The following is a 13025-nucleotide window of genomic DNA, read 5'->3' on the forward strand; positions in this document are numbered from 1 at the left end:
CGCTGAAGGGAGCGGCATGGGCGAGACCACTCTGGGGCCCTACCGGCTGCTGTCGGAACTGGGCGCCGGAGGCTTCGGCCGGGTGTACCTCGCGCTCGACCCCGAGGGGCGCACGGTGGCGGTCAAGGTGCTCCACCCCCAGGTGGCCGCCGACGCGGCGGCGCTGGCCAGGCTGGCGCGCGAGGTGGAGACCATGCGGCGCGTGCGGGGGCCGCACGTGGCCGAGGTGCTCGACGTCTCGCTCGACGGGGCCAGGCCGTACCTGGTGACCCGTTACATCCAGGGCAAGCCGCTGTCGGCCCTGCCGCTGCCGGTGGCCGACCTGCCGCGGCTGGCGCGCGGCCTGGCGGCGGCGCTGGCCGCGATGCACGACGCCGGGGTGGTCCACCGCGACCTCAAGCCCGCGAACGTCATCATGTCGGAGGGCGAGCCGGTGGTGATCGACTTCGGCATCGCGCGGGCGTTCGACTCGCTGGCGGCCACCGCGCCGGGCGCGGTCATCGGCACGCCGGGGTACCTGGCTCCCGAGGTGATCGAGGGCCGTCCGGCGGGGCCCTCGGCGGACGTGTTCTCCTTCGGGGCGACGCTGGCCTTCGCGGCGACGGGGCGGCATCCGTTCGGGGAGGGGCCGCTGCCGGCGGTGGCCTATCGGGTGGTGCACCACGAGCCCGACCTGGAGGGCGTGCCGGGCTGGCTGGCGCCGCTGCTGGCCGACTGCCTGCGGCGGGAGCCCGCCGAGCGTCCGACGGCGGCGCTGATCCGCGAGCGGCTGGGGGTCCTCGCCGGTACGGCGGCGCCGTACCGGGACGTCGTGGAGGCCGTGCCCGCGGGCGCATCCTCCCCGGTGGTGGGCACGTCCCCCGGCGTGTCCTCCTGGGACGCCCGCTCCCGGGACCGTGGGGCGTCCGGCGGTCCGGGCGTCCACGACCTGCCCACCAGGCAGTGGGGTGCGGCCAGGCGCCGGGGCTCGTCGGTCGAGGAGGCGCTGGCCCGGCAGCGGGAGAAGGTGCGCAGGCGCTGGGTGATCGGCTCCGGGCTGTTCGTGTCGCTGCTCGCGGCGGCGGCCAGGACGCCGCTGCCCGAGGTGTCGCTGTTCCTCATCGCGGCCTACGCCCTGGCCGTGGTGGCCGACGCGGGGGTGGGGCTGGTGTCGCGCAGTCCCTTCAAACGGGCGCGCCTCGTCGTGGACTTCGCGGGAATCGCCGGGACGGCGGTGCTGTGGCTCGTGCTGAGCAGCGTGTTCAGCCCCTTCACGCTGGCGCTGTTCGCCGTCACCGTGCTGGTCGCCGGGGTGATCTTCCTGTTCACGGCCTGAGGAGCTGCTCCGGAACAAAGTTCGGTAAGGTGCGGGGTGGGAGAGTTTGCCCCGAAGCTACCCATGGGTAACATAACTCGGGAGACCGCTGTTATGAGCCCGCGGGGCACCTGGCAGTCTGGTCGGGGGGAGGGAGCCGACCCGGACCCTGGGAGCGGCGGAGCCGGTCCAGGGGGCGAGGCGAGGCGGACTCGACCCAGCAGTGAAGCAGGAATCCGAGCATGCGATCACGGGAGGTCGGCCACCGGCCATGAACATCGTCGTCTGCGTGAAGCAGGTCCCCGACACGGCGACCGAGCGCAAGCTCCGGTCCGATGACAAGACGCTCGACCGCGACGCCGCCGACGGCGTGGTCAACGAGCTTGACGAGTACGCGGTCGAAGAGGCGCTGAAGCTCAAGGAGGCTCACGGCGGCGAGGTGACCGTCCTCACCATGGGCCCGGCCAAGGCCACGGAGACCATCCGCAAGGCGCTGGCCATGGGCGCCGACAAGGCGGTCCACCTCAGCGACGACGCGCTCCACGGCTCCGACGCGCTGTCCACCTCCTACGCGATGGCCCAGGCGCTCCGCAAGATCGGCTTCGACCTGGTGATCCTGGGGTCGGAGTCCACCGACGCGCGCACCGGCGTGCTGCCCGCGATGCTGGCCGAGCGCCTCGGCGTGCCCCAGCTCACGCTGGCGCGCAAGGTGGAGGTCGACGGCTCCTCGATCGCCATCGAGCGGCTGACCGACTACGGCTACGACAAGGTCGAGGCCTCGCTCCCGGCCGTCGTGTCGGTCGTGGAGAAGATCAACGAGCCGCGCTACCCGTCCTTCAAGGGCATCATGGCGGCCAAGAAGAAGCCGGTGGAGACGCTCGGCATCGCCGACGCCGAGATCGACGCCGCCCAGGTCGGCCTGGGCGCCGCCTGGTCGGAGGTCGTCGACTTCGCCGCCGCCCCGCCGCGCGCGGCCGGCACGATCGTCAAGGACGAGGGCGACGGCGGCGCCAAGCTCGCCGACTTCCTCGCGTCGAAGAAGTTCATCTGAGAGCCGGGGTTTGAGCTGACATGTCGGAAATTCTCGTACTCGTTGAGCACGTCGACGGCGAGGTCAAGAAGGTCACCCTCGAACTGCTGACGCTGGCCCGCTCCCTGGGCACCCCGGCCGCCGTGTGGGCCGGGCCGGGCTACTCCGGCGACGCCAAGGCCAAGCTGGCCGAGTACGGCGCGGAAAAGATCTACGTCGCCTCGTCCCCGGACATCGTGGACTACGTCGTGGCCCCGAAGGCCGAGCTGCTCGCCCAGCTCGTGTCCTCGGCCTCCCCGGCCGCCGTCCTGGTCGCCGCCACGGCCGAGGGCAAGGAGATCGCGGGCCGCCTGGCCGTCAAGACCGACTCGGGCGTCATCACCGACGCCGTCGGCCTGGGCGAGGGCTTCGTCGCCGACCAGTCCATCTTCGGCGGCGGCGTCAACGTCCACTCGCGCGTCACCAAGGGCACGCCCATCGTGGCGGTCCGCCCCAACTCCACGCCTCCCTCCCCCGCCCCGGCCGCCGGGACCGAGGAGGAGGTCTCCGTGACCCTCTCCGACGCGGCCCGCGCGGCGCGCATCGTCGACCGGGTCAAGCAGGAGAAGGGCGCGCGGCCCGAGCTCACCGAGGCCGCCATCGTGGTCTCCGGCGGGCGCGGCGTCGGCTCGGCCGAGAACTTCTCGATCATCGAGGAGCTGGCGGACTCGCTGGGCGCCGCCGTCGGCGCCTCGCGCGCCGCGACGGACGCCGGGTGGTACCCGCACCAGTTCCAGGTCGGGCAGACGGGCAAGACGGTCTCGCCGCAGCTGTACATCGCGGCCGGCATCTCCGGGGCCATCCAGCACCGGGCCGGCATGCAGACCGCGAAGACCATCGTGGCGATCAACAAGGACCCGGAGGCGCCGATCTTCGAGCTGGCGGACTTCGGCGTGGTGGGGGACCTCCACCAGGTCGTCCCGCAGCTCACCGAGGAGATCAAGAAGCGCAAGTAGCGCTTCACTGCTGGCTCGGCCCATGCCCTTGTGTTCCACAAAGGCATGGGCTTCGCTCCGCGCCTGAGTGCTCAGGTTGCGCTTCGTGGGAGGCGTCCTTCGGACGCCTCCCACGCCCCCGATGCGAGGGGACTGCCATCCCCTCGCGCTCCCGGGGCGCGAACCCGCTCCAGAATCGCTGATTGTGTGACCGTGCCGGGCATGGCCTTCGGGCGATCAGGTGATTCGACACCGGATCTGGTGGCGGGCGAAGCCATGGGTCCGGTTACCAGTGGCTCTCACGCTTCTTGTGCCACTCTCGGCTGACTGGTGCGGATTCTTGTGGCCTCTATGGCAAGGGCGAACCCGTGGCCGTCGCCGAAACCCGGAGGACGTAGCGCTGCGGGATAATGGGGATGTTTAGCTCTATCTATATAGATATCTTTACTTAAAGGTGATTGTGGACTTAATGGTAGAAATGTCTTGCTAGCCGAAAGTGCTCCAGAACGACCTCTCCGTCGTCTAAAGTTGCAGGTCGCTCAGTATGCTCCCCGCGCGCGGGGATGGTCCTCGACGTGACGATCAGGTCGACGCTGTCGTCGGATGCTCCCCGCGCGCGCGGGGATGGTCCCGGAGATCGCGATACAGCTCTAGCCGTACTGCAATGCTCCCCGCGCACGCGGGGATGGTCGCAGCTTGGATGATCCGGCCCACGCTCTTGGAAGGGGTACGGCGGCGCGGGATGCGGCGTTGTTCCAGCCACCCGGAAGGCTGGAAGATCACCGCGCCGCCGTACCGTGTGCGGGCGCGATGGAGCGGGGACGGGGCATCCTCGTGACCGCGCCCACCCGAGGATGTGCCGCCCCATCGCGCCCCGTCTCAGGGGTCGAGGTCGTCAGGCAGGGCGAGGTAACGAGCGATCACTGCGCGGCCATCCGAGCTGGCCAAGGCATTCTCCCAGGAGCCGAAGAAGGTGATCAGACAGTCACAGACGTACTGCGAGCTGGGCGAACCGCTGGTCAGCGAGAAGAGGCTCGACACCGAGTACATCAACGGTCACCGTCCTCGACTGCTGTTGACTTGTCATGGGTGGCGCGCAGATCCCGGTACCGGAAGGCGATGCGCTGGGCGGCCCGCTCCGGGTCGTGAGCCGGATGCCAGGCGTAGACCGTCCTCTTCCGGCGGTCGTCCCAGCTCGCACGCCACCAGAACCGGTCACCGTCGCACCACACCACCAGGCCCACCCAGACGGACACCAGAGCGAGCCCGTACCCGTCGTGAACGTCGGCCTCGATGCCCAGTTCCCGCAGAGCCAGCCGTAGCCGCACGGCTGACGCCACGGGGGCTGGCTCATCGGCGGGCGTGGCCGTGTCATAGAGCACCTGCATGATTCCATCCGGATCAGTCGGTTCGGGTGACCGTTGAGAGTTACGCTGGGTTGTGCTGTCCGCGCTGGTCGTAACGGTAGGGCCGGCGTATCCGACGGAAAACTGACCGGATGTACGAGTGGTGACGGTGATGGTAGGGACTCATGACTCCTCCTGGCTCCGCAGCACTGACCAGCGGTCGGGGTAACGCGGAACGCGCCCGAGAGGGCCGCATCTCAGGCTATGTGCTGAAGGTCATCCGAGAGTCGATCGGTCTTACCCAGGAGCAGTTCGCCGAGCACCTCGGCGCGGACACGACGACGATTCAAGGGTGGGAGACGGGCAGGCGGCCGCTCATGGCGATGCCTCTCGGCTCCTTCTTGCGGCTGCGTCACGTGCTGGTTCGCATGGGGACACGTTCGCAACTGATCACACAGTTGGAGACCGCGCTTGAGGCGGACCGCTTCATCGGCTACGTCATGGGATGTGAGCGAAATGACCCCATCCGGCCTGACCACCTTCTGGCGACATGGGTGATCACTCGTCGCTTCACCGACTTGTTGGTCTGGCCGTTCACGCAGCAACCTCCGTCGGTGCTGGCCGACGCGAGCAGGACGATCACTCGGCGAGGCCCGGTCGCCACTGCCCCCCGTCTCCTCCCCGAGGAACGGGCGCACTTCTTCGACCATCTCAAGATGGCGGCCGAGCGCGCCGACATCGCCGATGCCTCCGGCCTTCTGCTCCGTCGCCAGGCCCGTTACGTGGCCGGTTTCGATGACCGCCCGGACACCGCCGAGTGGCTGCGGCACATGCAGAAGGCCGAAGAACGGCGCGCCGGCAGAAGCCGCGAGTGGACACCCGCATGGGCAGTCATCCGGTCGGGTGCGCACTCCCTTGCCCGGCTCGGTGACCGTGAGGGGCTGCGCCACTTCATTCGCACAAGGCTCGCAGACGAGCCCTGCGAGGTCGCCAACCTCAACTACTGGGCGTACTGGCTCGGCGAGGTTCCCGACTCGCAGACCACGGACCTTTTCATGGTCGAGCTACGACCCGAGCAGTGGCGGGGGACCACCGTCCTGCGCCACCTCGCCGGCAAGCTGGACATGGCTAATCCCTACGTCGATGTGGTCGTGCACACGATCTGGGCGCTGGTCATGCTGTGCCCTTCAGCGCTTCACGGCCGACTCTCGGTGGAGCTCGAAGACGGCGCAACGCGCATGCTGGACGAACCGGAACTCTCATCCCAGGCTCGCCGCGAGCTTGAGGCAGTCCTCTACGCTCTGCGCATGATCCACCGAGGTTGAGAGGAGCCCCACGTGACGGACGACCTGTCCCGGCTGTCGGGATGGCTGAACGAGGTCGGCCTGCTCAAGCGGTACAAGCGGACCGGATGGCTGATAGCCGGGGTCCGTGACCCCGAGAGCATCGCGGAGCACTCCTTCCGCACCGCCGTGATCGCAGCCGTGATCGCCGCCTTGGAGGGGGCCAACCCGGAGCGAGCGGCGTTCCTCAGCCTCTTCCACGACACCCAGGAAACCCGAGTCACCGACATCCCCTACATCGGCAAGCGCTACCTCAAGGCCGCCGCAAACGAGGACGTCACCACTGACCAGATGCGGGGACTGCCCTCCTCTGTCGCTGACACGATCACCAACGCGGTTGGGGAGTACGAAGAGAAGATTTCTCGCGAAGCGGTCTGCGCACGCGATGCCGACAAACTCGAATGCCTCATCCAGGCGATCGAGTACCGCGAGCAGGGGCATCAGAACGTGCAGCCATGGATAGACAGCTCACTGGCCGCACTCAGGACCACCTCGGCCAAACGGCTGGCCGAGGCAGCCCAAAGCCGCGGCACGCTGGAATGGATGGATCGCGTTCTGTACGGCGACTGAAGGCGGGCTCCGGCATTCGCCGTACTGGCTGGACCCAGTGCGCGCCCGGCTGCACCTGGCGGGTGCGGGCGATACGGATCGACAGGCTGGACCACCTGGTCCTCACCGTCGCCGACGTCGAGACCATGGTCGACTTCTATACCCGGGTCCTCGGCATGACCCCGGTCACCTTCGGAGACGGCCGCCGGGCGCCCTTCCGGCGCACGGGCCCGATCGACAGCGTGTACCTGCGCGATCCCGACGGCAACCTGATCGAGATCGGCGTCCCTTCGCCGGCGTGAGCCCATCGGGCGCCTCGATTACGCATTCCCCGCGCATCAGGTCGGTGGACCGAGATGGCGACGACATGGGCGCCCTTGGGTACAAACCCGCCTGAGAGCGACATGCTGCACTGGCACTGCTACACATGGACCGGCGCCGGCGACGACCTGCGAGGGGAAGTCGAGCGGCGACCCGACTCGCCCGGGTTCCCCAGCTCGCCGGTGCCGCCCATGCTGACCGGCGACTGGCTGGCCAAGCCGCGCACCCGCATCGCCGCCACCTTCACCGACCTCGCCGAGGTCGTCGCCTGGCTGCGGCAGCAGTACGGCTCGGCCCGCCAGTTCTTCCCGCGCCCCGCCGACGAGGCCCGCATCGGCCTGGACGCGCGGCTGGACCTGGCGCGAGACCTGCTGCCGCGCGGTGTGGACGTCCAGTGGGGCTTCTGGCTGACCGGCGGGCGTTTCACCACCATCGCGGCGATCTGCTGCCCCAACCGGCACGTCTCCCATTCTTGCCCGTCTCGTGGCTGACCGCCGTGCGCGATGTCCGGTCGATCGTCACGCGGCGCGGGCGAGTTCGCGTTCCTCCTCCGCCACCGGCGCCCGGACGGCGATGCGGGGGCGGGGGAGGAGGCGGGAGGCCGCGGCGATGGCCAGGCCGAGCACGACGGCCAGCCCGAGCGCGGTGCGCAGCGAGGTGACGTCGGACAGGAAGCCGATCACCACCGGGCCGAGCAGCAGGCCGGCGTAGCCCATGGCGCCCGCCTGGGCGATCGCCGGGCCGGGCCGGTCGGTGGCGGTGCCGGCCAGCGACATCGTCATGGGCGCGATGGTCGCCACGCTGACGCCGACGAAGAACATCGCCGAGACCGCCACGAGCGGCGTGCCCGCGGTGAGTACGACGGCGTAGAAGGCGGCCGTGGCCAGGCCGGAGACCGTCATCATGCCCTTGGCGCCGAAGCGGCCGCGCAGCCGGTCGCCGGTCACCCGGGCCAGCAGCATGCCCAGCTCGAACACCGGGTAGCCGAGCGCGGCCACGGCCTCGGGCGCGCCGAGCGAGTCGCGCACGAACAGGCCGTTCCAGTCGGCCACCGCGCCCTCGACCATGAACGCGAAGAACATGATCGCGCCCAGCATGTAGACGACCGGCGGCATCCTCCTGCGGTCCGCCGGGCGGGAGGCCGCCGCGGCGGGCGTGTCGGGCAGGTAGGTACGGCCCAGCAGCACCACCAGCGGCAGCGACACCAGCGCCACGACGGCCAGGTTGGCCTCCAGCGACAGGCCCAGCGCGATGGCCAGCGAGCCGAGCAGGCCGGCGGCCATCGCGCCGACGCACCAGCCGGCGTGCATGCCGTTCATCAGCGGCCGGCCGTAGGCCTGCTCCACCGTGGAGCCCTGGGAGTTCATGGCCACGTCCATCACGCCGAACGACATGCCGAACAGCGCCGAGGCGAGCACCAGCAGCGGCAGGTCGGGCGCGAGGGCCAGGCCGAGCATGGACAGCGCGGTCAGGGGTCCGCCGATCCGCAACACCGCCTTGCTGCCCATGCGCGCCATCACCGCGCGCATCGACTGCATGGTCACCAGCGCGCCGAGACCCCACGCGAGCAGGATCCCGCCCACCGCCGCCTCCGACAGGCCGAGTTTGTCGGTCAGCGCGGGGATGCGCACGGTCATCGTGCCCACCATCAAGCCAGCAAGGACGAAAGTGAGGATCGCCCCGTAACGGGCCGTCCTCAGAGCGCGGGTCATGGCAGACTCCTTTCACCACAAAACAGGCACGGCTCAGCCGTGCCGGGAGACGGACTTCAGAAGGAAAAGGGCTACAGCAGCGCCAGCAGGCGGGCCTCGATCGCCCGCAGCTCGGCCTCGGTGTTGAGGTCGGGGTCGTGCGAGGCCACGTCCCACAGGCCCTCGCACGCCAGACGGACGATCTTGGACGACACCGGGTCGGGCTCGCTGTCCAGCTCGGCCGTGTGCCAGCGGCGCATGGCCTCACGCAGCGGCGCGAGCGTGAACATGTTGCCGGAGGCGCCGGTGACCACGGCCCAGCGTCGCAGCCGGCCTGAGCGGATCGCGGCCATCGTGGCCGCCAGGTAGCGCTTGGTGTAGGTGTCGTACGGCTGGGCCGCCAGCAGTTCGTCGAAGTCGCTGATCAGGCGCTCGACCATGCCTTTGATGAGGGCTTCCTTGCTGTTGAAGTGGTACAGCAGTCCGCCCTTGCTCACCCCCGCCCGGTCGGCCACCGCGGCCAGGGTCAGGGCATCGGAGCCCTGGACGCACAGCAGGTCCTCCGCGGCGTCCAGCAGCTCGTCCCTTCTCACCCCTCTACTGTACCGTCCGGACGGTACAGTAGCAACCGGAACGTCTGAATGTAGGAGTACCTTCGACGAAGTACATTCCTATATTCGCGGAGGTAGCGTGATCCAGAAGCCCCCGCGCATCTTCGACCGCGAGTTCGAGTGGCGTCACCTGTCGGCCTTCGCGGCACGGGTCGCGGACCGTCCACAGCTCGGCGTGGTGAGCGGGCGGCGGCGTCAGGGAAAGACGTTCCTCCTGGAGGCGTTGACCAGGCAGGCGGGAGGGTTCTACTTCGGGGCGACGGAGGCGACCGAGGCCGAGTCCCTGGCCCTGTTCTCTTCGGCGCTGGCGGAGTTCGCCGGTGCCGTCGTGCCGACCAGGTTCGCCGACTGGGGGACGAGGCCGTCAGGCACCTTTTCACAGCGGCCAAGCGCCGGCTGGTGGTGATCGACGAGTTTCCGTACCTCAGCAAAGTGACGCCCGCGCTTCCCTCGATCATCCAGCGTGAGGTCGACCGGGCGGTGTCCGCCGACGAGCCCGTCTCGCTGCTCTTGTGCGGGTCTGCGATGTCCGTCATGGGCGGTCTGCCGGCGGGCGGCGCCCCGCTGCGGGGGCGGGCGAGCCTCGAACTGATCGTCCGGCCGTTCGACTACCGGCTGGCCGCGAAGTACTGGGGCATCGACGACCCTCGGCTGGCCGTCCTGGTGCATGCCGTGGTCGGCGGCACACCGGCCTACCGCCGTTTCGTCAACGACGACAGCCCCGCCGGCCCTGACGACTTCGACGACTGGGTTTGCCGGACCGTGCTCGACCCGGGGACGCCGCTGTTCCGCGAGGCCCGATATCTCCTGGAGGAGGAGGCCGACGTGCGGGACACGGCCCTCTACCACTCCGTGCTGGCCGCCGTGGCGAACGGCAACACCACCCGAGGCGGGATCGCCGGGTACATCGGCCGCAAGGCCCCCGACATCGGCCATCACCTCAACGTGCTGGAGGACAGTTCGCTCCTGCGGCGCGAGCCTGACGTCTTCCGTTTCTCCCGGTCGGTGTACCGGGTCTGCGAGCCGCTGATCACCTTTTACCAGGTGGTGATGCGGCCAAGGTGGGGGCTCCTGGAGAGCGGGAGAGCGGCGAGCGTGTGGAAGGACGCCCGAGGGCGTTTCACGGACCAGGTCGTCGGTCCCCACTTCGAGGAGCTGTGCCGCCAGTTCGCCAGGGTGGAGCCGGTCTTCGGCGAACTGCCCGGCGAGGTGGGCTCCGGGGTCGTCGCCGACCCGGCCGGCCGTACCCAGATCGAGGTCGACGTGGTGGTGTTCGCTCCCGCGGAGCCCGGGCGCCCGCCCCGGGTGCTCTCCTTGGGGGAGGCGAAGTGGGGCAAGACCATGGGGCCCGGTCACAGTGCCCGGCTCCGGCGCGCCAGGGACCTGCTGGCCGCCAAGGGGTATGACGTCAGGGACACGGTCCTGGCGTGCTACAGCGGCGCGGGGTTCGACGCGGAGTTGCTCGCCGAGCCCGACGTCCGCGCCGTTGGGCTTGGAGAGCTCTATTCGCCCGCTCCTTGAGCCGGACCCGGCCCTGGGTCGAGATACCCTGGGCGCGTGAGCGAGCTTGTGAGCGAACCATGAACACAGCAGCGCTGGCGGTCACGGGCTCGACGAGGGAGAGTTCGTGACCGCCTACCTTGATCATGCGGCGACCACGCCGATGCTGCCCGAGGCGATCCAGGCGATGACGGAGCACCTGGGCCGGGTCGGCAACGCCTCCTCCCTCCACGCCGCCGGGCGCAACGCCCGCCGGGTGGTCGAGGAGTCGCGTGAGAGCATCGCCGAGGCCCTCGGCGCGCGGCCCAGCGAGGTGGTGTTCACCAGCGGCGGCACGGAGGCCGACAACCTGGCGATCAAGGGGCTGTACTGGGCGCGCGCCCCGCGCCGGCGGATCCTCATCAGCGCGGTCGAGCACCACGCCGCCCTCGACCCCGCACGGTGGCTGGCCGACCACCAGGGCGCCGAGCTGGAGCTGCTGCCCGTCGACGAGCACGGCAGGCTCCACCCCGACACGCTGCGCCAGGCCATCGAGCGCGACCCCGACGACGTCGCCCTGGTCAGCGTCATGTGGGCCAACAACGAGGTGGGCACCGTCCAGCCGGTGCGCGTGCTGGCCGCCATCGCCCACGACCACGGCATCCCCTTCCACACCGACGCCGTCCAGGCGGTGGGCCAGCTGCCGGTCTCCTTCGCCGACTCCGGCGCCGACGCGCTCACGGTCAGCGGCCACAAGATCGGCGGCCCCATGGGCGTGGGCGCGCTGCTGCTGGCCAGGGGGCTGACCCCGCTGCCCGTGCTCCACGGCGGCGGTCAGGAGCGCGACGTGCGCTCCGGCACCCTCGACACCCCGGCCATCGCGGGGCTGGCCGCCGCGGTCCGCGTGGCCGTCCGCGAGCAGCCGGAGCTGGCCGAGCGCCTGACGGAGCTGCGCGACGAGCTCATCGCCCGGGTACGGCAGGCCGTCCCCGGCGTGGTGCTCAACGGCGCGCCCGACGACAGGCTGCCCGGCAACGCGCACTTCTCCTTCCCCGGCTGCGAGGGCGACGCGCTGCTCATGCTGCTCGACGCCAAGGGCGTGGAGTGCTCCACGGGCTCGGCGTGCTCGGCGGGGGTGGCCCAGCCGTCCCACGTGCTGCTGGCGATGGGCGCCGACGCGGTCGGCGCACGCGGCTCGCTGCGCTTCACCCTCGGGCACACCTCGACGCACGAGGACGTCGACCGGCTGATCGAGGTGCTGCCCGGCGTGGTGGAGCGGGCCCGGCGCGCCGGGATCAGCTGAGGAAGGGGCCGACCGCGGTCCAGCCGGGGTCGCTCGTCACGTCGACGCGCGGCTCGCCTTCCTCCCAGCTGACGATGAGCTCCTTGGCGTGGATGGCCGCGTCGCCGCCCGGATCGGCGTAGAGGTGGATCACCCGGTGGCCCTCGGCGCTGACGTGGGCGGCCAGCACCGCCTCGCCCTGCAGCTTGAGGATGCGCGCCGCCAGCCGTTCCTCGAAGTCGCGCAGCGCCTCCAGCGACTCGCCCACGGGCAGGCCGTTCTCGTCGCGGTGGGAGTAGGGCAGCGTGATCTCGATGTGCTGGTCGCACAGCGGGTAGTCGACCGGCCGCAGCGGATAGCGGGTCGTGGCGATCAGCGGCGCGCCGCTCGCGGTCTGGCCCTCCAGCAGCGCCCACTGCTCCTCCGCCCACTCCGAGGCGACGTCGGCCACCACGGCGGGCAGGTGGACGGCCGCGACCGCGTCGATCGGCTCGAAGGCGGCCGCGGTGATCTCGCCGATCCAGCGGGCCACCTCGTCCTCGCCCAGCAGCCAGTCGAGGGCCAGCAGCGTGGTGTCCATCCGGGTCTCCTCGTCGAGCTCGGCGAAGAGCGGATGGTAGGCCGCGACGTCGACCCGGGGCGCGCCGTGCGGCACCCGCAGGCCGAACACGAGCTTGCCGAACTCGAAGGAGTGGCCGCCCACGTCGATCGTCAGCTCCAGGACCTGCGGGTTGGCCTGGCGCGAGGGGTGGAACTCCCACAGCAGGTCGGCCGGCGGGGCGGCCTTGGCCCAGCGGTGGGCCAGCGGCCGCAGCTCGGGGTCGCCGGCGGCGGTGACCACGAGCGCGTGCGCGGCGTCGCGGCCGGGCGCGATCTCGTAGACCAGGCCGGGGTGCAGCGCGGCCACGGCGGGCGCGACCAGCTCCGCCAGCCGCTCGGCGTCCTCCGCCGCGACCAGCGCGTCCAGCTGGGGACGCGCCTGCTCCCACCACGTCCAGAAGTCGGCGATGTGGTCGCCGGGCAGCGGCTCCCGCGCCTCCCCGTCGTCCCTGCGCCCGAACAGTCGCATAGCCCGTCATTCTCCCACGTGCCCGGCGAGGGTCGC

15 protein-coding genes are annotated in these 13025 nt (G+C 70.5%); 10 read left to right on the forward strand and 5 right to left on the reverse strand.

Features of this window, described 5'->3' with window-relative positions:
- Positions 1-16: 16 nt before the first annotated feature.
- The 3 genes from BSB02_RS17235 (at position 17) to BSB02_RS17245 (ending at position 3319) form a co-directional block, all read left to right on the forward strand.
- Positions 17-1315, forward strand: a complete 1299-nt coding sequence (locus tag BSB02_RS17235) for a serine/threonine-protein kinase (RefSeq protein WP_084960005.1) — start codon at positions 17-19, stop codon at positions 1313-1315.
- A 250-nt stretch (positions 1316-1565) separates the two neighbouring features.
- Positions 1566-2345 carry an electron transfer flavoprotein subunit beta/FixA family protein gene (locus tag BSB02_RS17240; protein WP_084960006.1) on the forward strand — a complete coding sequence of 260 codons (780 nt, stop codon included), beginning with the start codon at positions 1566-1568 and terminating at the stop codon, positions 2343-2345.
- A gap of 20 nt (positions 2346-2365) precedes the next feature.
- The gene (locus BSB02_RS17245) at positions 2366-3319 is read left to right on the forward strand and encodes an electron transfer flavoprotein subunit alpha/FixB family protein (protein ID WP_084960007.1); all 954 of its coding nucleotides are present in this window, start codon (positions 2366-2368) and stop codon (positions 3317-3319) included.
- Positions 3320-4177: 858 nt separating this feature from the next.
- Here BSB02_RS17245 and BSB02_RS40615 read toward each other — a convergent pair.
- Complete coding sequence (locus tag BSB02_RS40615; RefSeq protein WP_158088660.1) at positions 4178-4348, reverse strand: hypothetical protein; 171 nt, start codon at positions 4346-4348, stop codon at positions 4178-4180.
- Positions 4348-4686 (reverse strand): hypothetical protein, encoded by a 339-nt coding sequence (locus tag BSB02_RS17250; protein ID WP_084960008.1) that lies wholly within the window; start codon positions 4684-4686, stop codon positions 4348-4350. Before BSB02_RS17250 ends, BSB02_RS40615 begins: the two co-directional genes overlap by 1 nt.
- Before the next feature lie 224 nt (positions 4687-4910).
- Between BSB02_RS17250 and BSB02_RS17255 the strand changes: the two genes are divergently transcribed.
- The 4 genes from BSB02_RS17255 (at position 4911) to BSB02_RS17270 (ending at position 7348) form a co-directional block, all read left to right on the forward strand.
- On the forward strand, positions 4911-5969 hold the full coding sequence (locus BSB02_RS17255; RefSeq protein WP_240506476.1) for a helix-turn-helix domain-containing protein: 1059 nt from the start codon (positions 4911-4913) through the stop codon (positions 5967-5969).
- Positions 5970-5981: 12 nt separating this feature from the next.
- A complete protein-coding gene (locus tag BSB02_RS17260; RefSeq protein ID WP_084960009.1) occupies positions 5982-6557 on the forward strand; it encodes an HD domain-containing protein in 576 nt (191 codons plus the stop codon).
- 62 nt (positions 6558-6619) lie between these two features.
- A complete protein-coding gene (locus BSB02_RS17265; RefSeq protein ID WP_240506477.1) occupies positions 6620-6838 on the forward strand; it encodes a VOC family protein in 219 nt (72 codons plus the stop codon).
- Between the two features lie 102 nt (positions 6839-6940).
- Entirely contained in the window at positions 6941-7348 is a 408-nt protein-coding gene (locus BSB02_RS17270) for a hypothetical protein (RefSeq protein ID WP_084960010.1), read from the forward strand.
- 27 nt (positions 7349-7375) lie between these two features.
- On the opposite strand, the gene BSB02_RS17275 is transcribed toward BSB02_RS17270, so the two are convergent.
- Together BSB02_RS17275 and BSB02_RS17280 are read right to left on the reverse strand one after the other, a co-directional pair.
- A complete protein-coding gene (locus BSB02_RS17275) occupies positions 7376-8569 on the reverse strand; it encodes an MFS transporter (protein WP_084960011.1) in 1194 nt (397 codons plus the stop codon).
- A 71-nt stretch (positions 8570-8640) separates the two neighbouring features.
- The gene (locus tag BSB02_RS17280; protein WP_143590803.1) at positions 8641-9141 is read right to left on the reverse strand and encodes a TetR/AcrR family transcriptional regulator; all 501 of its coding nucleotides are present in this window, start codon (positions 9139-9141) and stop codon (positions 8641-8643) included.
- A gap of 97 nt (positions 9142-9238) precedes the next feature.
- Between BSB02_RS17280 and BSB02_RS42285 the strand changes: the two genes are divergently transcribed.
- From BSB02_RS42285 to BSB02_RS17290, 3 genes are all read left to right on the forward strand, one after another.
- On the forward strand, positions 9239-9565 hold the full coding sequence (locus BSB02_RS42285) for an ATP-binding protein (RefSeq protein WP_240506479.1): 327 nt from the start codon (positions 9239-9241) through the stop codon (positions 9563-9565).
- Positions 9566-9591: 26 nt separating this feature from the next.
- The gene (locus BSB02_RS17285) at positions 9592-10680 is read left to right on the forward strand and encodes an ATP-binding protein (RefSeq protein WP_240506480.1); all 1089 of its coding nucleotides are present in this window, start codon (positions 9592-9594) and stop codon (positions 10678-10680) included.
- A 106-nt stretch (positions 10681-10786) separates the two neighbouring features.
- Complete coding sequence (locus tag BSB02_RS17290) at positions 10787-11941, forward strand: cysteine desulfurase family protein (RefSeq protein ID WP_084960012.1); 1155 nt, start codon at positions 10787-10789, stop codon at positions 11939-11941.
- On the opposite strand, the gene BSB02_RS17295 is transcribed toward BSB02_RS17290, so the two are convergent.
- Positions 11934-12989 (reverse strand): DUF695 domain-containing protein, encoded by a 1056-nt coding sequence (locus BSB02_RS17295; protein WP_084960013.1) that lies wholly within the window; start codon positions 12987-12989, stop codon positions 11934-11936. The genes BSB02_RS17290 and BSB02_RS17295 overlap by 8 nt on opposite strands.
- Between the last annotated feature and the right edge of the window lie 36 nt (positions 12990-13025).

This window comes from Thermoactinospora rubra, assembly GCF_002093975.1.
In the GTDB taxonomy this organism is placed as follows: Bacteria; Actinomycetota; Actinomycetes; order Streptosporangiales; family Streptosporangiaceae; genus Nonomuraea; species Nonomuraea rubra_A.